We start from the raw sequence: 23,622 nt of genomic DNA on the forward strand, positions 1-23,622 counted from the left end.
CCATTATAACATGATATGAGTAGTTTAAGTGGTTTTTAATATTTTGATATTCACGATTTATGAATTTAGATTTTAGTCACTTGACTGTTCTAAGATATGTAAAGCTCAAATCAAAGAGTAGGCTGCTGTCACTAAAAAAGTGACACCATTTAAGCATCAATTTCTACCTAACTTAGTGACGGTTGAGTTAACATATCGATCACTTATAGAATAGTGTTACCAGTAACACTATGAGCGACCACAGACAGGAGTATGTAATGTCCAAGCAACAGATCGGCGTTGTAGGTATGGCAGTTATGGGCCGTAACTTGGCTCTTAACATTGAGAGCCGCGGTTACACTGTTTCTATCTTCAACCGTTCGCGCGAAAAGACTGATGAAGTTATCGCAGAGAATCATGGCAAAAAACTTGCTCCGTTCTACACCGTTGAAGAGTTCGTTGAATCGCTGGAAAAACCTCGCCGTATCCTGCTGATGGTGCAGGCGGGTGAAGCGACTGATAAAACTATTGCTTCTCTAACTCCTCACCTAGACAAAGGTGACATCCTTATTGATGGCGGTAACACCTTCTATAAAGACACCATCCGTCGTAACAAAGAACTGTCAGACCAAGGCTTCAACTTCATTGGTACCGGCGTCTCCGGCGGTGAAGAGGGTGCATTGAAAGGTCCTTCCATCATGCCTGGTGGTCAGAAAGAAGCGTACGAACTGGTTGCGCCAATTCTGGACAAAATCGCTGCGCGTGCTGAAGACGGTGAAGCTTGTGTTGCTTACATCGGTCCAAACGGCGCCGGTCACTATGTGAAGATGGTCCATAACGGCATCGAATATGGCGACATGCAGTTGATTGCTGAAGCTTATGCACTGTTGAAAGGTGCATTGGGTCTGAACAACGAAGAATTGGCTAAGACTTTCACTGATTGGAACAACGGCGAGCTGAGCAGCTACCTGATCGACATCACCAAAGATATCTTCACCAAGAAAGACGAAGACGGTAAATATCTGGTGGATGTGATTCTTGATGAAGCTGCTAACAAAGGTACCGGTAAGTGGACCAGTCAGAGTTCTCTTGATCTTGGCGAGCCGCTGTCGCTGATCACCGAATCAGTTTTCGCTCGTTACCTGTCCTCATTGAAATCGCAGCGTGTTGCAGCCTCTAAGGTGCTGAGCGGTCCTCAGGCTAAAGCTTTCACCGGTGACAAAGCTGAGTTTGTTGAGAAAGTGCGTCGTGCTCTGTATCTGGGCAAAATTGTTTCTTATGCTCAGGGCTTCTCTCAGCTGCGTGCAGCTTCAGAAGAGAACAACTGGGATCTGCACTACGGTGAAATCGCTAAGATCTTCCGTGCTGGCTGCATCATCCGTGCTCAGTTCTTGCAGAAAATCACTGATGCTTATGCGAGCAATGCTGATATTGCTAACCTGCTGCTGGATCCATATTTCAAAAACATTGCCGATGAATATCAGCAGGCACTTCGTGATGTTGTGTCTTATGCAATTCAGAATGGTATCCCAACTCCGACCTTCTCTGCTGCAATTGCCTATTACGACAGCTACCGTTCAGAAGTACTGCCTGCTAACCTGATTCAGGCTCAGCGTGACTACTTCGGTGCGCACACTTATAAGCGTATCGATAAAGAAGGTGTATTCCATACGGAGTGGCTTGAAAGCTAACACATCGTGTTTTCATTTTGTAACACGATTTTAGTTTGAAAATTTTTTATTCTTAAAAAAAACCCCAACTTATCATATTGTTGGGGTTTTTTATGTCAAAAGTTGGGCGTTAATTATTTTTTCTTAATAAATGGTTTTTCTAAAATCTGATACGTTAATTCTGTTGCAATGAACATAGATAATATTTGCAATACTATCCTGCTTGAATCTGAAATATTGTGACCATGAGTTAGTTGGAAAATTATAAACCATACTGGAATGTGGCAACAAAATAATGAAAATGACCGGCCTCCAATATAAGATACAATTTTGTTTAAGATTGATGGGAAACTGGTAAAAAAACCTGTATTCATGACAGCTAAGAAAACACACACCGTTGAAATCATAGCGGCTGCGCTAAATCTAAATGTCCATAAGTGAATTAGTGCCTGTGGAACAACAGCTAAAGAAATGATCATCATAAGCCCAATAGCAGATTTTTTTAATGGACTAAGATTAATCTCTTGCAATGAAAGTTTAGTTAAATCAATTGAACTAACGATGTAATAAAGTAGTGTGCCGTACAAAAGAGGATCAAATCTAAACATCCAGGCAGGACCACCGCCAGGCCGATAAAACATCATAAATACACAGATTACGACGGAAGTAATGATGGTTTTCTTGCGACCAAAAGTTAAGTATACAAGAGGGTAAATTATGAAGAATTGCATTTCTAAAGAAAGTGCCCACATGTAACCAAAATTACCTTCGGTACCAATCTCTTCAAAATTTCTAAGCCATACAAAAGAGGCAAAGAATTTCTCCATCATCAAGTTATAAGGTAACCACAATTCTGAGTTCTTAGTGATTAACGAGAATAACATTGGAATAGCAATCCAGAAATATACCGGAGGAGATAATCTTTTTATCTTTTTTATGTAAATCTTTATCAAATACACTATTTTATCAGGCGTTGAATTAATGTGGTTAGAAGATTTATCCAGTGTAAGTGATAAGAAATAACCTGCTATTACAAAAAAAAGTTCAACACCACTATCTGTATTAGTGAAATTGCGCAATTCGTTATAGGTATGATTGTTAGGAAGAATAATTGGCAGGTGAAGGAATACAACAAATAATATTGCGAAAAACCTTAACGCTTGTATATCTTTAAGCATGTAATTACCAGTTATGAACTCCATAAAACAGGAGTTTATTTTACGAAAAAAAAATCATTTTTATAGTGATTTTTTGTTGTTTTGTTAAACCACCAATAATTCGCCCTCACGTCCCGCATTTTCCCCCGCCAACCGCACCACCAGCATCCCCGCCGTTGCAAACTTCATCAGGTTCCTTGCATACAGCACCCCACCAAACTCTGCCACCAGCGGCGTCACCTGGTCGGTAATCGGGTCCACAATCTCCGCTACCACTTCACCCGGCTTGATCCATTCGCCCAACTCACGGCGATTCAACAACAGCCCTGAATGCGGTGCATGGATATACTCACAACCTGCCAGCGGCGTTGCAGGGTTGATCAGAGCAGGGGACTCACCCACGTCACCTGCAATGTAGCCACCTTCAATCAGCGCGTTAATAATCGCATCCGCATCCTTCTCAGCTTGTCCAGGCGACACATCCGCCACACCACGTAATTCGAGCGTCACCGGTAATAAACCCCGTGGCATCGGATACTCACCACCAAACCGCTCGGCCAGCGTTAGCCATGGCTCGCAGCAGGCTTCATCAAACGGCTCGCCACCAGAGATTTGGGCCAGAAGCTGTACTTCGCTACCTAACCAACGCGCTAAAGGCTCGATATCCTGCCACGCATGCGGGGTCGTGTAGAGGTGTGGCAACGCATCCCAGTCGCAGTGCAGGTCAATCATCAAATCAGCCTGACTGGCCATACGCATCAACGTGAAGCGCTGCGCATCCAGTTCGGTTTTAGCAATGCGATCGCGATAATGGCGATCAATGGCATCACGGATCAGCCGCTTGTTTTCATACTCGCTTTGCGTCAACGAACCGGCCAACTCTTCAGCCAGGGTATCGCCTAACGCCGGGAAACGGCGATTGAAATCCTGACCTGAAAGCGTATGGAATCGACCCAAATGGCTGCCGTGCCAGTGTTGCCCCATCGCCAGCGGATTTGCCACCGGCACCAGCGTAATTTTGGATTTGAGCTGCCCGGCCGATTCCAGCGCCAGCAGCTTGTGTTTCAGATACCACGCCACCGCCATACCCGGCAGTTCATCACCGTGCAGTGCCGCCTGAATGTAGACGCGCTGCTGGGAATCGGTACCGAAATGGAAACTGACGATTTCGCGCTGTGTACCGAGTGAAGCACTTAACAGAGGATGATGTTGTTGTTGCATGACGTGGTCGATGTCCTGTTTCTACGGCACGTTGAACGTCGTGCCTGATTAATTTTATTGATTGGAATTATAGTGCTGCTGTGAAAATGAGCGGGTATGAAGCCGCTAAATTTGCGCTTGCTCATGTTAGCAGCGCGGACAGGGCGGCCTGAAGACCGCCCCTGCATTGATTAATGCTGGATCGAGATATCGGTGGCGAAGTACTTCTTCTGGATCTTGTCAAAAGTGCCGTTTTTCTTAATCTCAGCGAAAGCGTTATCGAGAGCCGTTTTCAGCTCTTCGTCGCCTTTACGCAGACCAATCGCCGTGCCAGGACCGATAATCGGGTCTTCCACAATCGGGCCAGCCAGCTCAAAATCTTTGCCCTGTGGGTGTTTCAGGAAGCCGTTTGCCGCCTGCGCCGCATCGGTGAACACCACATCCAGACGACCAGAGATCAAATCACTTTCAACCTGCGCCTGATCGCCGTAAGGCACCACGTTCACGCCGTGTGGCTGCCATTTTGCCAGTGCATAGCGCTCCTGCACGGTTCCCTGCTCAACACCAACTGTTTTGCCTTTCAGCGATTCAGCCGTTGGCAGCAGGCCAGAGCCTTTGCGTGCAATCAATTGGGTGTGCGTATCATAGAGCGGAACGGTGAAGTCGATCTGTTTCAGACGCTCTTCCGTGATACCCATATCAGACAGGATGGCATCGAACTTGCGGGCTTTCAGCGCCGGGATCATGCCGTCGAACTGGCTCTCAACCCACACGCATTTGGTTTGCATCTGCTCGCACAGCGCGTTGCCAAGGTCGATATCAAAACCTACCAGTTTGCCCTGCGGGGTTTTGGATTCGAAAGGAGGGTAGGTTGGATCAACCGCGAAGCGTACTTGTTCAATCTTTGCCTGTGCGCCAAATGCGCAACCTGCCAGCACAGCCAGCGCCAGCGTCTGACGCAGGCGGGCAGTAAAACGAGAACTTGCCATAATTTCGGTCTTCTTTTTTCGTGATGTGGAATAACGCAGAGTACCGATCACTGTCCGCCATGGCAATTAGCAGATTATTTTCATGACGTTACCATTATGCATCGTGCGATAATCCGCCACACTCATCACCACTGATTTCTCGAGCAGACCCGCGTTAAAGGCAATTTCGTCGTAACGTTCAAACAGCAGCGGGTCTACCACCAACCGCAGGTCGGGATGAAAACTGAAGGGCGGAATCGCACCGAACACACAGCCCGTTAATGCGTCCACCTCTGCTGGAGAAGCCAAAGAAGCGCGACGCCCACCCACCGATTCAGCCACTTTGCTCAAATCCGCCTGTTGATCAGCCGGCAGAACCGCCAACACATGCTGTTTGATACCGTTACCTTTGACATGGCACACCAATGCTTTGGCGCCTTGTCCCACTTCAGTCCCGCGAATCTCAGCAACAGCTTCACATTTGCCAGTCGCGGGATGCTCGACCACGCGATAGCGCGCGTTGTGCTGGTTGAGAAGGGCGATCAGTTTCTCATGAGTGGTCATCAGGGGCTCCCTGTTGAGTAAGATTGCTGAGTAATTCCTGCATCATATGTTTTTGGCGTGGCAGCAAGCCCAGTTTCAATCCAAGAGGTTTAAATACGCGATTCAACGTAGTCAGCGTGATACTTTCTTTGTCCAGCTCAACGTCAGATAACGTGCGACGACTGATGCCCGCTAAGCTGGCATAGCGTTCCTGTGAAAACCCTAGCACCTTTTTACGAAGCTGCATTAAGAGTTGGCCATGAGTTAACTTCTCCTCAATAAATTGTTGAAGAAGGCCTAGCAGCATCGCTTCTCGCTCAAAAGGCGTCATCGTATTCTTCATATTTGCCACCCAGCGATGCGTTCTTCGAGATAGTTAAAACCAATGCCTGGCATCTCCAGAATTGAATGCGGTACACCCCGAGCGGCAAGTCGGGATTTTAATCCAGCGAGCTTGCGGGTTAACTCACGCAACGAATTGAGTAATGACGCTTCAGGGATAAACTCGTTGAGCTGTTGAGCAATCAACTGCCAATTGTAATGGCCACCCTCTTCGTAAGGTGAACCCCATTGGGTTGTTCGCACCACGCCTTCTGGATCGGCTTTCATCGGTGCGAAGTCATATACCGGTGCAAGCCACATCCCTGATGGTTTTTTTAGAATGGCACTATTGCGCCCATGATTATCTGAATTACCAAATGCTACATTGAGCATGTCACGTTTAACCCATTCACTGACCAACTTTTCGCGATCTTCACCTGTTAAAGCTAATCGCTCAACCAGGCAGCGAATGACCTCAAAATGATTGAGATAACTACCCGGTGGTTTTTTCATTAACGAATAGATGGATTCAAGCCCGTACATGACTTTTCTGTTTTCAACAAACGCAATATCAAAGCGTGGTAGCCAAAGCGAGGGGTATCGTTCACCTTCGCATAGCAACATCTCCTGCGTGTCAATCGTCTCTACACCCATGGCCTGTAACTCATGATAGAAATGATATTCTGCGCGCAGGATGTCGCAGTCGATTGGGCTTCGTGATCCACGCGGATATTTGACCAGATAAGGGATATCCCGGTTCTGTTGATCATCTTGCCAGGTATCAATCCACACTTCGCTGTTTGTATTTCGTCGTAGCAGCAGTTTTGGCGCTTCCCCTCCCGCACCTGTTGCGCCGCCGCTGGCGGCTCCCATTTGTTGCGCATATTCAAGAAAATCACTGTCTCTCTCAATCGCCCATTCGGCAGGAAAACGGCGAGTCTTGAGTTGGCTATTTTCAGGGAGTTGGGGTAGGGAATCTTTGATACGTAAATTTCCAACAGGCGCAATGGTGCCGGCTTTCAATAGCGCATAATCTTGCTCAGCTGAAGATTTACCCTGTAAACCAAGATGCTGAATCCAATAACGTCGGCTTGCTCCCGCTGGGACAATATCGTCGAGGAAACCAAACCAAGGCTGCGCAAAATGGCTGCCTATCAGCATTACGGGATAATTCAAACTACAGCTAGCGATATCGTTTCGGTCGAGATGTTCAGCTGCATAATTGAAGTCATAAGCAAGAAGTGCTGCGCTTTCACGACCTTTAGAAGGCTCTTTAACATCAAGCTCGGCAACGTCGTGCCAGTTTCCATCAAGGTAGAGCTGTAGGATAAGCATGCTAACCTCCAATGAGCAGTATATTGCTCAATTTTAACTAGCTTTGCTTTTTTTGAGAAGCATGCTGCTCAAAATAGTTTTGAAATGTCAATTTTGAGCAGCTTATTGCACAATCTGTTACTTATGACGCGCCCGCAGATTATTAATAATCGTGCTCAAATCCAGCTCCTGATCCTGCAGCAGCACCATCAGATGATACAGCAGATCAGACGCTTCGTTGGTCAGTTCGTGGCGATCGTTCACTGTGGCTGCCAGTGCGGTTTCCACGCCTTCTTCACCGACTTTCTGCGCGATACGTTTGGTGCCGCTGGCATACAGTTTCGCGGTGTAAGAACTCTCAGGATCGGCGCTCTTACGCGAAGCCAGCAGTTGCTCAAGCTGATAGAGGAACGCCCAATCTGGCGCAGCCGGTGAGAAGCAGCTTGAGGTGCCGAGGTGGCAGGTTGGCCCAATCGGGTTTGCCAGCACTAGCAGGGTGTCGTTATCACAATCCGGGGTGATGCTCGCCACCTGCAGAAAGTGACCGGAGGTTTCCCCCTTGGTCCACAAGCGGTTTTTGGTGCGAGAGAAGAAGGTGACGTTGCCTTCCGCCAGCGTCTTTTGCAGCGCTTCCTCATTCATATAACCGTGCATCAGCACTTCGCCAGAAACGTTATGCTGGACGATGACGGGCATCATGCCCGCGGTTTTGGCCCAATCCAGTTTGGCCAGTTGTTCTGCAGTTAACACGCGCGAATCTCCACACCGTTGTCGATCAGGAAGTTTTTCAACTCGCCGATATTGATAATTTGTTTGTGAAACACTGAAGCGGCCAGCGCACCATCGACGTTTGCCTGTTCAAAGGCTTCGAGGAAGTGCGGCATGGTGCCTGCTCCGCCAGAAGCGATAAGGGGCACTTTACATACCTCACGCACTTTCTTCAGCTGCACCAGATCGTAACCATTACGTACGCCATCCTGGTTCATCATGTTCAGCACGATTTCGCCCGCGCCCAGCTTTTGCACTTCCTGTACCCAATCCAGGGTTTCCCAGGTGGTGACGCGGGTACGTGATTCATCGCCGGTATATTGATTGACGTGATACTTGCCAGTGGCTTCATCGAACCAGGTATCAATACCCACCACGATGCACTGCACACCAAAGCGATCCGCCAGACGCGTGATCAGCGTCGGGTCAGCCAGTGCCGGAGAGTTTATGGAGATCTTATCCGCACCGAACTGCAGAATGCGCGCGGCATCCTCTTCACTCTTGATACCGCCCGCGACGCAGAATGGAATATCAATCACTTCTGCGACACGTGACACCCAGCTTTTATCTACCACACGGCCATCGGAAGAGGCGGTGATATCATAGAACACCAGCTCGTCAGCGCCTTCCTGTGCATAGCGCTGCGCCAGTGGCACGATATCGCCAATAATTTCGTGGTTGCGGAACTGGACGCCTTTCACCACTTGTCCGTCACGGACATCGAGACAAGGAATTATCCGTTTTGCCAGCATGCAATCGCCTCCGCTACGGTGAATTTATCTTCCAGTAAAGCACGACCGACAATCACGCCCTGTGCGCCACTGCCACGTAAAGCCGCGATATCATCCAGCGATCCAATGCCGCCGGAACTCTGGAACGCAATATCCGGGAAGGCATCAGACACTTCTTTATACAGCGCCACGTTGGAACCACTTAACGTGCCATCGCGGGAGATATCGGTGCACAGCACGTGCTTCAGGCCAACTGGTTGATACCAGCCAATCACTTCTTCCAGCGTTACGCCAGCCGCTTCCTGCCAGCCACTGATCGCCACTTCTTTGCGATTATTGGCGTCAATGCGAACATCCAGCGCCAGTACAATGGCATCCGCGCCGAACTCGTTGAACCAGCTTTTCACTTCCTCTGGCTGCTTAACAGCCGTGGAGCCCACCACCACGCGAGTCGCGCCGGCCGCCAGCAAGGCTGCAACGTCTTCACGATTGCGGATGCCGCCACCGACCTGCACCGGTACATTCACGCCGCGCAGCAGGGTAGTGAGCAGAGGAATCTGGCGCTTAGCCGGATCTTTGGCGCCAGTGAGATCCACCAGGTGCAGCACTTCCGCGCCCTGACGTTCGTAATCCTGCAGGCGTGGCAGCGGATCGCTACCGTAGTCGCGCTGCTGACCATAGTCGCCCTGATGCAGACGCACCACTTTGCCGTCGATTAAATCTAATGCGGGGATAATCATCACATCTCCAGGAAGTTTTTCAGCAACTGCGCGCCTGCTTTGCCAGAACGCTCCGGGTGAAACTGCACGCCGAAGAAATTATCTTTCTGCAACGCAGCGGTGAACGGATGGCCGTAATCGCACTGAGCGATGGTGGCGGCATTCACTGGCATGGCGTAGCTGTGCACAAAATAGAAGTAGCTGCCGTCCGGGATATTACGGAACAGGTGGTTGCCAGCTTGCGAAGTGATCTGGTTCCAGCCCATATGTGGCAAGGGCAAACCCTGGGTATCCATCAGCGAGACCGGTTCATCCACCAGACCCAGTGTGGTCACGCCGCCATTCTCATCGCTCCCGCGACCCAGCAACTGCATACCAAGACAAATGCCGAGTACCGGTTGGGTACAGGCTTTGATCAGATCGATCAGGTCACGCTCCTGCAACTGGTTCATGGCGGCTTGGGCTGTGCCCACGCCTGGCAACAACAGCTTGTCGGCGCGCAGCACCACATCCGGATCGCGGCTCACTTCTGGCGTATAGCCGAGGCGCTCAATCGCCCACTTCACGGAGGAAAGGTTGGCGCACCCGGTATCGAGAATCACCACGTTCATCACAGCACTCCTTTCGAACTCGGCAGGGTGTTGCCATCCACGCGAATTGCCTGGCGCAGGGTGCGGCCAAAGGCTTTAAACAGGCTTTCCACACGATGATGATCGTTCTTGCCTTTGGTTTTCAGGTGCAGGGTGCTCATCATGGCGTAGGAGAGGGAGCTGAAGAAGTGCTCAACCATCTCGGTGCTGAGATCGCCGACACGCTGATAGCTGAACTCGGCTTTAAACTCGATGTGCGGACGGCCAGAGATATCCAGTGCGCAGCGTGCCAGGCACTCGTCCATCGGCAGCACGAAGCCGAAACGGCCGATACCACGTTTGTCACCCAGCGCCTTGAGCAGCGCTTCACCCAGCGCCAGACCGGTATCTTCCACGGTGTGGTGATCGTCGATGTAGAGATCGCCTTTCACGTCGATGTTCATGCGGAAGCCGCCGTGTACGGCAATCTGGTCCAGCATGTGGTCAAAGAAGCCGACACCGGTATTGATCTTGCTGCCGCCTTCGCGGTCCAGCCACACTTCGACTTTGATCTGCGTTTCTTTGGTGTTGCGTTGCACCAGCGCATGGCGGTCACGTTTGGTCAGGCGTGCCTGGATCGCGTCCCAGTCAATACCTTCTGCACCGTAACGCAGGCCCTGAATGCCCATGTTCTCAGCCAGCTGGATATCGGTCAGGCGATCGCCAATCACATAGCTGTTTGCGGTGTCCAGTGCGCCTTGTGCCAGCCAGGCTTCCACCATTTTGGTTTTCGGCTTGCGGCAATCGCAGTTATCTTCCGGCTTATGCGGGCAGATCAAGATGTCGCTGAAGTTCACGCCCTGCGAAGTCAGAATCTGCATCATCAGATTGTGTGGGCCATCAAAATCAGCCTGTGGGAAGCTGTCGGTGCCCAGACCATCCTGATTGGTGATCATCACCAGCTGATAGCCGGCATTTTGCAGGGCCAGCAGCGCAGGGATGGCGTTTTTTTCAAACGCCAGCTTCTCCATGCGATCAACCTGAAAATCCGTTGGCGGCTCAGAGATGATAGTACCGTCGCGGTCGATAAAAAGGGTCTTCTGACTCATGCTTGCTCCACTGATAAGGCTTGCAGCGCGGCGATCAGGCGCTCGCACTCTTCACGGGTGCCGATGGAGATGCGCAGGCATCCCGCAAGGCCGGGGTTTTTGTTTTGGTCGCGCAGAATAATGCCTTGATCCCACAGCGTTTTAAACACTTTTGGCGAATCAGTGAAGCGCGCCAGAATGTAGTTGGTTTCGCTCGGGAACACCTGCTGCACCACGTTCAGCTGTGGCAGTTGTTCAAACAGCCATGCACGATTGGCGTTGAGTTCGGCGACATGCTTACGCATCAGCGCAATGCCTTCTTCGCTCAGCGCCTGTCCCGCGACATCAGCAACCGGGGTCGCCAGCGGGTAAGGCGCGATCACTTTCATCAACAGGTCGATCACGGGCTTGTTGGCCAGCGTAAAGCCACAGCGCAGGCCAGCCAGCGCAAAGGCTTTTGATAGCGTGCGCAGGATCACCAGATGTGGATATTCTTTCAACCAACCGGCGAGAGTCGCCTCCGGGCAAAACTCGATATAGGCTTCATCGGCGACCAGCAGTGCTTTACCGGCGGTCATCTCCAGCAGTTTACGGATATCGTCTTGATTGATCAGGTTGCCGGTCGGATTGTTCGGGCTGCACATGTAGACCACTTTCACGCCGTCTAACTGTTCGGCAATGGCGGGCAGATTCAGCTGCCAGTCATCCAATGCTGCCACGGTGCGATACTCGATGCCGATGGTTTCCGCGCTCACGCTGTACATGCCGTATGTCGGCGGGCAGAACAGGATCGCATCTTTGCCCGGCTCACAGAAGGCGCGCATTAACAGCTCAATGCCTTCATCAGCACCACGACTGACAATCACTTGCTCCGGCGATAAACCGGCAAAAGCCGCATAGCGCTCAATCACCAACTTCGGCTGGCATTCCGGATAGCGGTTCAGCGTTTGCTGAGACAGCTCAAAGGGCACCGGCAGCGGGAATTCGTTGGCATTCAGCCACACATCACCGTTACCCCCCAAACGACGCGCAGATTGATACGGCGTCAACGCGCGCACATTGGCGCGGGCTAAATCTTCAATGCTCATGCTTGCTCCTTCAGCGCGGCAACACGCAGGGTAACGGCGTTTTTATGGGCTTCCAGCTGCTCAGCGGCGGCTAAGGTTTCAATGGTTGAAGCCAGATTGAGGAAGCCTTGTGGCGTCAGCTCTTGCACCGTCATACGCTTCTGGAAATCGGCTAATCCCAGACTTGAACAGGTGGCGGTATAACCATAAGTCGGTAATACGTGATTGGTGCCTGAGGCGTAATCACCCGCTGATTCCGGAGACCAGTCACCGAGGAACACCGAACCGGCGCTGGTGATCGCATCCACCAGATCACGTGGCTGGCGCGTCTGAATAATCAGGTGCTCAGGACCGTACAGGTTGGAGATCTCCACACACTGCGCCAGATCGCGCAGCACTATCAGACGGCTACTCTCCAGCGCCTGACGTGCGGTGGCCGCACGTGGCAACTGCGCGAGCTGTTCTTCCACCGCCTGAGCCACGCCTTCTGCCAGTTTCAGCGAAGGGGTCAGCAAGATAACCTGTGAATCCGGGCCGTGCTCTGCTTGTGATAGCAGATCAGAAGCGACAAATGCCGGTGTGGCACCTTCATCAGCAATCACCAAAACCTCTGATGGGCCAGCAGGCATATCAATCGCGGCGCCATCTAAACGCTGGCTCACCTGACGTTTGGCCTCGGTGACGTAGGCGTTGCCTGGGCCAAAGATCTTGTCTACTTTTGGTACGGTTTCGGTGCCGAAGGCCAGCGCAGCAATCGCTTGCGCACCGCCTACCTGAAACACCTCTTTTACGCCGCACAGTTGCGCTGCATAAAGAATTTCATCGGCAATCGGCGGGGGCGAACAGAGCACCACACGACCACAACCGGCGATACGTGCTGGGGTTGCCAGCATTAATACCGTGGAGAACAGCGGGGCAGATCCGCCAGGAATATACAACCCAACCGATTGTACCGGACGGGTAATCTGCTGGCAGCGCACGCCCGGTTGCGTCTCAATGTCCACCGCGGGCAGAATTTGCGCGTTATGGAACGTTTCGATATTACCGACAGCCACTGCCATCGCCTGCTTCAGCGTATCGCTCAAACGGTCGCTGGCGGCTTGCATCTCTGCTGGCGTGACGCGCAGGTTTTCCACCTGCGCTTTGTCGAAGCGCGCGCTGAACTCGCGCAGCGCATCATCGCCTTGTTCTTTTACTTGCGTCAGCACATCGCGCACGATTTCGCTGATGCTCGCCGAAGCAGAAATTGCCGGGCGCATCAGCAGCGCTTGCTGCTGTTGTTCATCACACTGTTGCCAGTCAATCGGGGTCATGATTGTGCTCATGCTGTTACTCCAACATTTTTTCGATTGGCAGTACGAGGATCGAGCTGGCACCCAGCGCTTTCAGTTTTTCCATGGTTTCCCAGAACAGGGTTTCACTGCTCACCATGTGCATCGCCACGCGGCTCACTTCGCCTGCCAGTGGCAATACGGTTGGGCGCTCGGCACCTGGCAGCAGGGCGATCACTTCTTCCAGGCGCTCGCTTGGCGCGTGCAGCATGATGTATTTGGATTCACGCGCTTTGATCACGCCCTGAATGCGCGTCATCATTTTGTCGATCAGTTCTTGCTTGGCTGCTGGCAGCTCGCCGTCGCGTTGAATCAGTACCGCTTTAGAGCGGTAGATGACTTCCACTTCACGCAGGCCGTTGGCTTCAAGGGTGGCACCGGTCGATACCAGGTCGCAAATGGCATCGGCCAAACCCGCGCGTGGCGCGACTTCCACCGAACCGTTCAGCAGGCAAGACTTAAAGGAGACGCCTTGCTTATCGAGATATTTCTTCAGCAGGTGCGGATAAGAGGTGGCAATACGTGAGTTCTGCAGGCACTGCGGGCCGGTATATTCCGCATCCACTGGCATCGCCAGCGACAGGCGGCAACCGCCGAAATCGAGACGACGCAGGGTGAAGTAGCGCGGGTCTTCGCCTTGCGCGCGGCGGTCCAGCAGCTCTTCTTCCAGCACGTTTTCACCGACGATGCCGAGATCCACCACGCCATCCATCACCAGGCCTGGAATATCGTCATCACGCACACGCAGGATATCGATAGGCATGTTCTCCGCAAACGCAATCAGACGCTGCTGCTGAAGGTTAATTTTAATACCGCAGCGTGCCAGCAATTCGCGTGATTCATCGCTTAAACGGCCAGATTTCTGCATAGCTATGCGTAAACGGGTGTTATCTAACATGGTTCCTGTCCTCTTATTCAATCCTGTCTGAACTCAGTTGGGTTGCGTTCGCCCATAAAAAAACCCCCGGAAGATGATCTTCCGGGGGCTCTCTTTGCGTTCGCACCACTGGAAGATCCTAATCGTCTCCCAGCACACATCGCCTGAAAGACTAGTCAGGATGATGGTGATGATGGTGGTTGAACTGAACGCGTGTCATAGTAAATTCCGTTGCTGAATGAGTATTCATTTGCGTGCTGATTAACCTAACGAAGATGGCGGCGCTTGGCAACCCTTTTTTAACGTCAGTTCTCGGAACCTTCCGCAACAGTTTGCGCTGGTTTGCCATAATCGCTGGGATTAAGATGAAGTGTCTTAGCGCTGGAAAGCAGGAGTCGGTATGAAAAAAGTCGCGATTGTAGGTCTGGGATGGCTGGGTATGCCGCTGGCGATGGCGCTGACGGCACGCGGCTGGCAAGTGACCGGCAGCAAAACCTCTCCCGATGGTGTAGATGCAGCGCGCCGATGCGGTATTGAGGCATTTCAACTGGTGCTAACACCCGAGATTGAATGTGAAGCGGATGAGTTGGCCACGCTGATGGCGGTGGACGCGCTGGTGGTGACGTTACCCGCCAGCCGCACGGTTCAGGGCGGTGAAGATTACATGCAAGCCGTGCAGAACGTGGTAGATACGGCATTGGCGCATAAAGTGCCGCGCATCATTTTTACCAGCTCGTCGTCGGTGTACGGCACCGGTCCGGGCATAATGAAAGAGAGCAGTGCGTTGCAGCCAGAGAGTGTGGCAGGTAAGACGCTGGTCGAACTGGAAAACTGGCTGCACGATCTGCCGGGTACTAGCGTTGATATAGTGCGTTTGGCGGGACTGGTGGGGCCGAATCGCCATCCAGGTCGATTCCTCGCCGGGAAGGTTGGATTGGAGAATGGCGGTCATGCGGTCAATCTGGTGCATCTCGATGATGTGGTGGATGCGATTGTACTGTTGCTGCAAACGCCGAAAGGTGGACGCGTCTACAACCTGTGCGCGTCGAAACATCCCGCACGCGATGATTTTTATCCGTTTGTTTCGAAGCAGTTGGGGCTGGTGGCTCCGACCTTTACTGCCGAGCCCGTGCGTTCGGCGGGGAAGGTGGTTGATGGCTCGAAAATCTGCAACGAGCTGGGATTTGAGTACAGCTACGATGACCCGATGAAGATGCCGCTGGAGTGAGATTGACGTGCGAGTGCAGACTTCTGCACTATTTCGCTAGCGGCGCGATTTATCGCGGGTTTTAAATAACACTCGCAATAAACTGCGCCGCGACAATACGTTAGCCTAAACCCCCAACCGATCCCTTAACGCGTACCACACCGCGCCCATTGCCGTTAGTGGTACTTTAAAGCGCCTGCCGCCAGGAAACGGTAAATGCGGCAATTTGGCAAACGCATCAAACCTTTCTGCCTGTCCGCGCAGCACCTCGGCAATCAGCCTTCCCGACAAGTGGGTACAGGTCACGCCATGTCCGCTATCCCCTTGCATAAAGAACGCATTCTTCTCGATTTGCCCAAACTGCGGCATACGTGACAGCGTCAGCAGGAAGTTACCGCTCCAGCGGTGGCTAAATTTCACCTCCTTTAGCTGCGGGAAAGTGCGTAACAACTTAGGGCGGATCAGTGCTTCTATATCATCCGGCTCACGTGCGCCATACACCACACCGCCGCCGTACAGCAGGCGGTTATCGGCGGTGAGGCGGAAGTAATCCAGCAGATAATTACAATCTTCGACGCAGTGATTGTTCGGCAATAAACCCAACGCCTGGTCGCGGCTTAATGGCTCGGTGGTGAGGATTTGCGAGCCACACGGCATGCTTTTACGGCTCAGGCGCGGCTCCAGTTGTGAGGGGAGATAAGCATTACCGGCAAATATCACAAAGGTGGCAGTGACTTCACCTTTGGCGGTTTTCACCCGATGCGGTTCGCCGTACTTCACTTCCAGCGCCGCGGATTGTTCATAGATGCGTCCGCCGTGACGACGAATCGCCTCTGCTTCACCCAGCGCCAGATTAAGCGGATGCAGATGCCCGCCGCGCTTATCCAGCAAGCCGCCGACATAGCGATCGGTCGCCACTTCGCGACGAATCGCGCGCTCATCCAGCAGCTCCAGATTATGGTTACCATAGCGCTCCCAGTTGGCTTTTTGGCTGCGCAAGTGGCCCATCTGACGCTGATTCAACGCGGCAAAAATGCCGCCAGGACGGTAATCACAGGCGATAGCATAACGGTCGATGCGATCGCGAATAATCTCAGCGCCCTCAAACATCATATTGCCCAGCATCTTCGCCACGTCTTTGCCGTAGCGTTGTTCAATTACATCCACATCGCGGCTGTAAGAATTCACCACCTGGCCGCCGTTACGACCGCTGGCTCCGAAACCAATCTTCGCCGCTTCGAGTAGCACCACGTCATAACCGGCTTCGGTCAAAAACAGCGCCGAGGAGAGGCCGGTAAATCCGCCGCCAATAATACAGACATCACACTGCACCGATTCCTGCAGTTCGGGCCACGGCTCATGCGCATTCGCGGTTGCTGCGTAATAACTTCCCACATGTTGCATCACATCCTCCTTTAGCGCGTGAACTCAGAAATTCGCTGGGGTGTGCGCACTGACGATGCGACACGGCAGCTCAGACGTATTGGTAAAACTGTGCGGCAAGCCGGTATCGATCACGTAACTCTCGCCACAATAAAGGTGATAACTCTGACCATTGACCACCAGCGTGATTTCTCCTTCCAGCACCGTGCCGGTCTCTTCACCAGGATGACGCAGTTTCTCTCCGGTGCTGGAACCCGGTTCGTAGCATTCAATCAACATCGCCAGCGCACGTTTTTCAGCGCCGTTCTCCACCAGACGCAACGACACGCCGAGGCTGCCGATCTCCACGCACTCTTCCGGACGTACGATCACGCGCGGCGTGCTGTTTACCTTTGGCTCCGAGAAAAACTCTGACAACGACAAGCCGTACACCTTCAGCAATTTCTGCAAGGTACTCAGCGCTGGGCTGACTTTGTCCTGCTCAATGGTGCTGATAGCACTGTGTGTGAGTCCTGACAACTCAGCGACGCGACGCTGAGACAATCCCATCTCCTGCCGGATTTGCGATAAACGTTGCCCAGGCGCCAGAGTGGCATCATTCATGGCTGTTTTTCCTTGTGATAACAGAGAGCCGCGTGGATAAAAGCCGCAAACAAGCGTTGCGAAACCGGGTCGTGATCGGAGTGCCACTCCGGATGCCACTGCACCGCAAGTGCAAACGGATGCTGGCGCAAACTCACCGCTTCAATCAGCCCATCAGGCGCACGCGCTTCAATACGCAGCTGCGGGCCGGGTTCGCGGATGCCTTGTCCATGTAGAGAGTTCACGGCAAAGGATTGCGCGCTGCCAAGCACCTGGCTCAACAAACCTTCCGCTTCAGGCTGAACCTCATGCACCGGCGCATATTGCTGATCGAGCGGCAGCGCATCATCTTCACGATGCTCCTGAAACAGATGCGTCATATGCAGCTGGCGATAGAGGGATCCCCCGTTGGCCACCACTAATTCTTGCAAGCCACGGCAAATACCGAAAATCGGCATCTTTTTGCCAATCGCATGAGTGATGATGCCGAAGGCGAGGCGGTCACGCGCCGGATCGGCATGCTCCTCTTTACCTTCTTCACCGTAATGCCAGGGTTCGATATTACTCGGGCTGCCGGTGAGCAAAATGCCGTCCAGCAGCGTCATACTGTTTTCTAATAGATGAGGGGCATGCATCAGTTGATGCGGCAAAGGCAAGGGAACACCACCGGCAAGCACGATGGCATCGAGATACTTATTGTGAACCGTTTGCCCGAGATGGCTGCCGATGTGGTTCTGACACATCACTACGCCAATCAAGGGCTTGTCAAAAATAATGCCCATAACGTCTCCGCGTTGCTGTTCAATATTTTCACCGTTTTTGCGCGTTCGGTCTGAAAAGTGTGCAATATATTGTCAATCTAGCAACCGGTTGTTCGTTCTTTCAACAGAATTGTTACATTTGCACACTTTTTGCGTTAGCGCTATGTTAGAAGAGTGGCTGTTATTTTGAGCATTGCGCGAACCAATACTAAACGGTAAAGGGCGGGTGGGAACATGACGAACCTCGTAGAAGTAGAAGACTTCACGCGGCACAGTGAAGAGAAACGAACAAGCGCGTTCCAGCTGGAGGTTAAATCCTGGCTGGAACGCCATCCTGAAACGCAGTATGTCGATATTCTTCTTAATGATTTAAATGGGGTCTTTCGCGGTAAGCGCATTCCCATCTCTGCATTGGCAAAACTGGAAAAAGGGTGTTACTTCCCGGCCTCGGTTTTCGCCATGGATATCCTCGGAAATACCGTCGAAGAAGCCGGACTCGGACAGTCACTGGGCGAACCCGACAACCTCTGTATCCCGGTTCCCGGAACTTTAATTCCTTCTGCCGCCGATCCTGAACGCATTGCGCAATTGCTGCTGACAATGTGCAACCAAGATGGCACTCCCTTTGACGTTGAACCCCGCAATGTCCTTAATCGCTTGTGGCAGCAGCTACGCAATCGAGGGCTATTCCCGGTGGTAGCGGTAGAGCTGGAGTTCTATCTGGTCGATAAAAAGCGCGATGCGGAAGGGTACATCCAGCCACCCTGTGCGCCGGGCAGTGACGAACGTAATATGCAGAGTCAGGTTTATTCGGTGGATAATCTCGACCATTTCGCTGATGTTCTGCGTGATATTGACGATATTGCCAAACAGCAGGGCATACCTGCCGATGGTGCACTGGCGGAAGCCTCGCCGGGCCAGTTTGAGATCAATCTGCATCACACCCGTGATGTATTAAAAGCCTGCGATCATGCCATTTTGCTCAAACGTCTGGTGCGCCAGGTGGCTGAAAATCATGGCATGACAGCGACCTTTATGGCCAAGCCCTATGAAGAGTACGCGGGCAGCGGCATGCATGTGCACATCAGCATGCTGGATGCGGCCGATCATAATGCCTTTTCACTCGACGACGGCAGCGATTCACCGCTGTTGAAACGCGCGCTGGCCGGGATGATCGATTTAATGCCGGCTTCAATGGCGCTGCTGGCACCGAACGTGAACGCTTATCGCCGCTTCTTACCGGAAGCCTACGTGCCGTTACAGGCCTCCTGGGGGCACAACAATCGCACCGTTGCTTTACGTATTCCCTGCGGCGATGTGGATAACCATCGCGTGGAGTATCGTGTGGCCGGTGCGGATGCAAATCCTTACCTGGTCGTGTCAACAATTCTTGCCGGTATTTTGCACGGTCTGGATAATCAGCTACCCTTACCGCATGCGGTGCAGGGCAATGGACATGAGGCAGAAGGGTTGCCATTGCCGGTGCGACAGAGCGATGCGCTGTATGAATTCGAGAATAGCTATCCTCTGCAAAAACTGCTGGGTGAGCATTTCAGCGGCGTGTGGCACAGCTGCAAACAGAACGAGTTAATGCAGTTTGAACGGCTTATCACCGCCACGGAGATTGACTGGATGCTGAAGAACGCCTGACTCGCAGAAGAATTTCGCTAACGTCTTGTGCCGATGGCATAAGTTGGGGCAGAATACGTCCCCTGCAAAATACGAAACATAACCGACGCTTATCACGTCGGTTATTTTTTTGCAGATTGCAGTACACACACAAATTACCGAGGCCGGACACGCATCCGGATAGATAAATACTGACAACACGCGTTGTGCGTGAGATTTGAGGAAAACAAAGATGGGGCTGTTTACAATTGCACCGGCGCAAGCTGGTTCTCGCTTTCGTGATGATTACGGCGCGGCGACAATCGCAAACACTAATATCACTTCTCACTGCAGCACGTTGCGCAGTATCCCGCAGATCACCTCTGTTGGGGGCCTGAACAATGTCGCTTAACACCGCCGCACCACAGCGTGCACACCTGAAAAAATCCCTGACCTTGATCCCGGTTGTCATGATGGGCCTGGCGTATATGCAGCCAATGACCCTGTTTGATACTTTCGGTATCGTCTCTGGATTGACCGACGGCCACGTCGCCACCGCTTATGCTTTCGCGCTGATCGCGATACTGTTTACTGCCGTGAGCTACGGCAAGCTGGTACGCCGCTTCCCATCTGCGGGCTCCGCTTACACCTATGCTCAGAAGGCTATCAGTCCGCACGTCGGCTTTATGGTGGGCTGGTCATCACTGCTGGACTATTTGTTCATGCCGATGATCAACATCCTGCTGGCGAAAAGCTACTTTGAGACGCTGGTGCCGGGCATTCCATCGTGGATTTTCGTGGTGTTGCTGGTGGCCTTTATGACCATCTCTAACCTCCGTGGTATCAAAACCGTTGCCAACTTCAACAGCTTGATCGTCGTGCTGCAGGTTGTGGTGATGGTGGTGATTACTGGTATGGTGGTTTACGGTGTGGCGCACGGTGTTGGCGCAGGAACCCTGACCAGCAGCAAGCCTTTCTGGTCTGAGAATGCACACGTGGTGCCGATGATTACCGGTGCAACCATACTTTGCTTCTCGTTCCTCGGCTTTGATGGCATCAGTTCGCTGTCAGAAGAGACCAAAGATGCAGAACGTACTATCCCGCGCGCGATTTTCCTGACCGCGCTGATTGGTGGTGTGATCTTTATCGGTGTGTCTTACTTCCTGCAGCTGTACTTCCCGGACATCTCGCGTTTCCAGAATCCGGACTCTTCACAGCCTGAAATCATGCTGTTCGTGGCAGGTAAAGCCTTGCAGATCGGCATCCTGATTTTCTCTGTGGTTACCGTACTGGCTTCCGGTATGGCGGCACACGCGGGCGTTTCCCGTCTGATGTATGTGATGGGCCGTGATGGCGTGTTCCCGCAGCGTTTCTTTGGCTTCGTGCATCCGAAATACCGCACGCCGTCTCTGAACGTGCTGTTGGTGGGCGCTGTGGCACTGCTGGCCATTAACTTCGACCTGGTGACCGCTACTGCGCTGATCAACTTCGGTGCGCTGGTGGCATTCACCTTCGTCAACCTGTCAGTGATTGCGCAGTTCTGGATCCGTGAAAAGCGTAACAAGACGCTGAAAGATCACCTCAATTATCTGGTGCTGCCAGTGATGGGCGCTTTGACAGTGGGTGCACTGTGGATCAACCTGGAAGAGACCTCGATGGTGCTCGGCCTGGTGTGGGCAGCGGTCGGTATTATTTACCTGGCGTTTGTTACTCGCACCTTCCGCAATCCGGTTCCGCAGTTCAGCGAAGAAGTGTAATTTTCGTTGCGCATTATGCGCAGCGGATAAAGACTTCGTGTCGTATGCAAAAGGTCGCCATGTTGGCGACCTTTTGCTTTTAGACCAGCAAACTTAACCCGCCAGCACCAACTCCCAACTCCCCGCACTCAACGTCTCGCGTCCCGCTTTGCTTAATTCTGTATCGGTTACGAGAGTATCGAAGCGCTCCAGCGGTAATGCCAGATGGGTGGCAATCTTGTTGTATTTCGAGCTGTCGCTCAACAGTACGCGCTTACTGCTGACATCGCTGGCCGCCAGCTTGACCGGCACCTTATCTTCATCCGGCGTAAACAAGCCGCGCGGCCCCCAGCAGGATGCGGAAATAAAGGCGATATCAATCGCCAGCATGCGCAGACTTCTCGCCGCCGCTTCGCCGACGCTGGAGCGATTCTCGCGACATACGGTGCCACCAGTGTGAATCAGCTTGCAGCCGCTGCTCTCCATCAATAAACGGGCGATTACGAAATCATTGGTGACCACCAGTAAATCGTCTCGCTCGACCAGTTCGCGAGCCAGCGCCAGCGTGGTGGTGCCTGCATCGAGATAAATGCAGCTGTTGCGGGGGATGTGGCGCGCAGCAAACTGACCAATCGCCATCTTTTCACTGCTGTACATGCTGGTTTTCGCCAGATGTGATGGCTCAGCGGCCAGACGATCGGCCGAGCGCACGCCGCCCGAAACCGACAGCACGGCACCTTGCTCCTCCAGTTTTTGCACATCACGGCGTATCGTCATATGTGATACGCCTAAACGCTCGGTCAGCTCGGCAATGCTCACCACGCCGCGTTCGGCAACCAGCGCTAAAATTTGTTGATGACGTTCTACCGGAATCACATCGCTCTCCCTGAATTACCAATTTTTCACATTGTAAGGCATCAATTCACAGCCTGCAGCACAATTTATCCCAGGCAAATGTTAGCAAACATCCCGCCAGAACAGGGTTCCCGCTGGGATTCAGAGGTGTGAATCGATGTTATATGCTGTGCGTGTAAGTTAATTTTTGTGATTTGCCGCACGTTTCTACACCAGTAACTGCGGCAGAATTAACACCATTGAACAAAATATCACTTAAATTAACAACGGAGGTGTGCTGTGTCAGCAACCGTGAATAACATTGGCGTCATTGGTTTGGGTTCCATGGGCATGGGCGCAGCGCAGTCCTGTATTCGCGCTGGATTGAACACCTGGGGCGTTGATTTAAATCCGCAGGCGCTGGAAACCCTGCGTCAGGCCGGTGCGCGTGATGCGCAAACTTCCGCTGCCAGTTTCGCGCAAGAGTTAGATGCCGTACTGCTGCTGGTGGTTAACGCGGCGCAGGTGAAAGCGATTTTGTTTGGCGAAACCGGTCTGGCGGCACAACTCAAGCCGGGCACGGTGGTGATGGTTTCTTCTACCATTTCTTCACAGGATGCACAGGCGATTGAACAGCAACTGGCACAACATAAACTGCTGATGCTGGATGCGCCGGTATCGGGCGGTGCAGCTAAAGCCGCCGTCGGCGAGATGACCGTGATGGCGTCCGGCAGCGATGAAGCCTTTGCCCTGTTGAAGCCGGTACTGGATGCGGTTGCCGCCAAAGTGTATCGCGTGGGCAGTGAAATTGGCCTGGGTTCAACGGTCAAAATCATTCACCAGCTGCTGGCGGGCGTGCATATTGCGGTGGGTGCAGAAGCGATGGCGCTGGCTGCGCGCGCAGGCATTCCACTCGACACCATGTATGACGTGGTGACCAACGCTGCGGGTAACTCGTGGATGTTTGAGAACCGCATGCGTCATGTGGTAGACGGTGATTACTCACCAAAATCTGCCGTCGATATCTTTGTGAAAGATCTCAACCTGGTGGCCGATACCGCGAAATCATTGCATTTCCCGCTGCCGCTGGCGTCTACCGCACTCAACATGTTCACCGAAGCGAGTAATGCTGGCTACGGGCGCGAAGATGACAGCGCAGTCATCAAGATTTTCAGCGGCATCACGCTGCCCGAGTCAAAGGAGAAGTAA

At 52.5% G+C, this 23,622-nt stretch carries 24 protein-coding genes and 1 other annotated feature; of the genes, 5 read left to right on the forward strand and 19 right to left on the reverse strand.

The window, feature by feature from the left end; translation table 11 throughout:
* The first annotated feature begins 257 nt into the window (after positions 1-257).
* Positions 258-1,670, forward strand: a complete 1,413-nt coding sequence (gene gnd, locus F3J37_RS04245) for an NADP-dependent phosphogluconate dehydrogenase (protein ID WP_166932364.1) — start codon at positions 258-260, stop codon at positions 1,668-1,670.
* A gap of 113 nt (positions 1,671-1,783) precedes the next feature.
* On the opposite strand, the gene F3J37_RS04250 is transcribed toward gnd, so the two are convergent.
* From F3J37_RS04250 to hisL, 15 genes are all read right to left on the reverse strand, one after another.
* Positions 1,784-2,827, reverse strand: a complete 1,044-nt coding sequence (locus tag F3J37_RS04250) for an acyltransferase family protein (RefSeq protein ID WP_166932079.1) — start codon at positions 2,825-2,827, stop codon at positions 1,784-1,786.
* Between the two features lie 84 nt (positions 2,828-2,911).
* A complete protein-coding gene (locus tag F3J37_RS04255; RefSeq protein ID WP_166932081.1) occupies positions 2,912-4,027 on the reverse strand; it encodes a succinylglutamate desuccinylase/aspartoacylase family protein in 1,116 nt (371 codons plus the stop codon).
* A 170-nt stretch (positions 4,028-4,197) separates the two neighbouring features.
* Positions 4,198-4,995 (reverse strand): ABC transporter substrate-binding protein, encoded by a 798-nt coding sequence (locus F3J37_RS04260; RefSeq protein ID WP_160832717.1) that lies wholly within the window; start codon positions 4,993-4,995, stop codon positions 4,198-4,200.
* 66 nt (positions 4,996-5,061) lie between these two features.
* Positions 5,062-5,538 (reverse strand): YbaK/prolyl-tRNA synthetase associated domain-containing protein, encoded by a 477-nt coding sequence (locus tag F3J37_RS04265; RefSeq protein WP_166932082.1) that lies wholly within the window; start codon positions 5,536-5,538, stop codon positions 5,062-5,064.
* On the reverse strand, positions 5,525-5,860 hold the full coding sequence (locus tag F3J37_RS04270) for a helix-turn-helix domain-containing protein (RefSeq protein WP_166932083.1): 336 nt from the start codon (positions 5,858-5,860) through the stop codon (positions 5,525-5,527). Before F3J37_RS04270 ends, F3J37_RS04265 begins: the two co-directional genes overlap by 14 nt.
* Entirely contained in the window at positions 5,857-7,173 is a 1,317-nt protein-coding gene (locus F3J37_RS04275; protein ID WP_166932085.1) for a type II toxin-antitoxin system HipA family toxin, read from the reverse strand. Before F3J37_RS04275 ends, F3J37_RS04270 begins: the two co-directional genes overlap by 4 nt.
* A gap of 117 nt (positions 7,174-7,290) precedes the next feature.
* Positions 7,291-7,902, reverse strand: coding sequence for a bifunctional phosphoribosyl-AMP cyclohydrolase/phosphoribosyl-ATP diphosphatase HisIE (gene hisIE, locus F3J37_RS04280; protein WP_034824749.1), 612 nt, complete (start codon positions 7,900-7,902; stop codon positions 7,291-7,293).
* Positions 7,896-8,672 carry an imidazole glycerol phosphate synthase subunit HisF gene (gene hisF / locus F3J37_RS04285; RefSeq protein WP_058962036.1) on the reverse strand — a complete coding sequence of 259 codons (777 nt, stop codon included), beginning with the start codon at positions 8,670-8,672 and terminating at the stop codon, positions 7,896-7,898. The genes hisIE and hisF overlap by 7 nt, the downstream gene beginning before the upstream one ends.
* Entirely contained in the window at positions 8,654-9,391 is a 738-nt protein-coding gene (hisA, locus tag F3J37_RS04290) for a 1-(5-phosphoribosyl)-5-[(5-phosphoribosylamino)methylideneamino]imidazole-4-carboxamide isomerase (protein ID WP_045815223.1), read from the reverse strand. Before hisA ends, hisF begins: the two co-directional genes overlap by 19 nt.
* A complete protein-coding gene (gene hisH / locus F3J37_RS04295) occupies positions 9,391-9,981 on the reverse strand; it encodes an imidazole glycerol phosphate synthase subunit HisH (RefSeq protein ID WP_034824743.1) in 591 nt (196 codons plus the stop codon). Before hisH ends, hisA begins: the two co-directional genes overlap by 1 nt.
* On the reverse strand, positions 9,981-11,048 hold the full coding sequence (gene hisB / locus F3J37_RS04300) for a bifunctional histidinol-phosphatase/imidazoleglycerol-phosphate dehydratase HisB (RefSeq protein WP_097116671.1): 1,068 nt from the start codon (positions 11,046-11,048) through the stop codon (positions 9,981-9,983). The genes hisH and hisB overlap by 1 nt, the downstream gene beginning before the upstream one ends.
* Positions 11,045-12,115, reverse strand: a complete 1,071-nt coding sequence (hisC, locus tag F3J37_RS04305) for a histidinol-phosphate transaminase (protein ID WP_166932086.1) — start codon at positions 12,113-12,115, stop codon at positions 11,045-11,047. The genes hisB and hisC overlap by 4 nt, the downstream gene beginning before the upstream one ends.
* Positions 12,112-13,419 carry a histidinol dehydrogenase gene (hisD, locus tag F3J37_RS04310; protein ID WP_166932088.1) on the reverse strand — a complete coding sequence of 436 codons (1,308 nt, stop codon included), beginning with the start codon at positions 13,417-13,419 and terminating at the stop codon, positions 12,112-12,114. The genes hisC and hisD overlap by 4 nt, the downstream gene beginning before the upstream one ends.
* A 4-nt stretch (positions 13,420-13,423) precedes the next feature.
* Complete coding sequence (gene hisG / locus F3J37_RS04315; protein WP_058962040.1) at positions 13,424-14,323, reverse strand: ATP phosphoribosyltransferase; 900 nt, start codon at positions 14,321-14,323, stop codon at positions 13,424-13,426.
* Positions 14,324-14,377: 54 nt separating this feature from the next.
* Positions 14,378-14,499, reverse strand: a sequence feature (His leader region).
* Positions 14,475-14,522 carry a his operon leader peptide gene (hisL, locus tag F3J37_RS04320; RefSeq protein WP_100396937.1) on the reverse strand — a complete coding sequence of 16 codons (48 nt, stop codon included), beginning with the start codon at positions 14,520-14,522 and terminating at the stop codon, positions 14,475-14,477. (Overlaps the previous feature by 25 nt.)
* Before the next feature lie 180 nt (positions 14,523-14,702).
* On the opposite strand from hisL, the gene F3J37_RS04325 reads away from it, so the two are divergent.
* The gene (locus tag F3J37_RS04325; RefSeq protein ID WP_166932090.1) at positions 14,703-15,530 is read left to right on the forward strand and encodes an SDR family oxidoreductase; all 828 of its coding nucleotides are present in this window, start codon (positions 14,703-14,705) and stop codon (positions 15,528-15,530) included.
* Positions 15,531-15,635: 105 nt separating this feature from the next.
* On the opposite strand, the gene F3J37_RS04330 is transcribed toward F3J37_RS04325, so the two are convergent.
* The 3 genes from F3J37_RS04330 to puuD are packed head-to-tail and all read right to left on the reverse strand — an operon-like array spanning position 15,636 to position 18,256.
* The gene (locus F3J37_RS04330; protein ID WP_166932092.1) at positions 15,636-16,913 is read right to left on the reverse strand and encodes an NAD(P)/FAD-dependent oxidoreductase; all 1,278 of its coding nucleotides are present in this window, start codon (positions 16,911-16,913) and stop codon (positions 15,636-15,638) included.
* A 24-nt stretch (positions 16,914-16,937) separates the two neighbouring features.
* Complete coding sequence (puuR, locus tag F3J37_RS04335; RefSeq protein ID WP_166932094.1) at positions 16,938-17,495, reverse strand: HTH-type transcriptional regulator PuuR; 558 nt, start codon at positions 17,493-17,495, stop codon at positions 16,938-16,940.
* Positions 17,492-18,256 carry a gamma-glutamyl-gamma-aminobutyrate hydrolase gene (gene puuD / locus F3J37_RS04340; protein WP_166932095.1) on the reverse strand — a complete coding sequence of 255 codons (765 nt, stop codon included), beginning with the start codon at positions 18,254-18,256 and terminating at the stop codon, positions 17,492-17,494. Before puuD ends, puuR begins: the two co-directional genes overlap by 4 nt.
* A 213-nt stretch (positions 18,257-18,469) precedes the next feature.
* Between puuD and F3J37_RS04345 the strand changes: the two genes are divergently transcribed.
* Both F3J37_RS04345 and F3J37_RS04350 read left to right on the forward strand, forming a co-directional pair.
* The gene (locus tag F3J37_RS04345) at positions 18,470-19,885 is read left to right on the forward strand and encodes a glutamine synthetase family protein (protein ID WP_034824710.1); all 1,416 of its coding nucleotides are present in this window, start codon (positions 18,470-18,472) and stop codon (positions 19,883-19,885) included.
* A 359-nt stretch (positions 19,886-20,244) separates the two neighbouring features.
* A complete protein-coding gene (locus F3J37_RS04350) occupies positions 20,245-21,600 on the forward strand; it encodes an APC family permease (protein ID WP_166932097.1) in 1,356 nt (451 codons plus the stop codon).
* A gap of 93 nt (positions 21,601-21,693) precedes the next feature.
* On the opposite strand, the gene ygbI is transcribed toward F3J37_RS04350, so the two are convergent.
* Positions 21,694-22,455 carry a DNA-binding transcriptional repressor YgbI gene (gene ygbI, locus F3J37_RS04355; RefSeq protein WP_045815211.1) on the reverse strand — a complete coding sequence of 254 codons (762 nt, stop codon included), beginning with the start codon at positions 22,453-22,455 and terminating at the stop codon, positions 21,694-21,696.
* A 258-nt stretch (positions 22,456-22,713) separates the two neighbouring features.
* Between ygbI and ltnD the strand changes: the two genes are divergently transcribed.
* Positions 22,714-23,622 carry an L-threonate dehydrogenase gene (ltnD, locus tag F3J37_RS04360; RefSeq protein ID WP_166932098.1) on the forward strand — a complete coding sequence of 303 codons (909 nt, stop codon included), beginning with the start codon at positions 22,714-22,716 and terminating at the stop codon, positions 23,620-23,622.

Origin of the sequence: Candidatus Pantoea communis, from assembly GCF_011752685.1 — a bacterium.
Taxonomy (GTDB): domain Bacteria; phylum Pseudomonadota; class Gammaproteobacteria; order Enterobacterales; family Enterobacteriaceae; genus Pantoea; species Pantoea communis.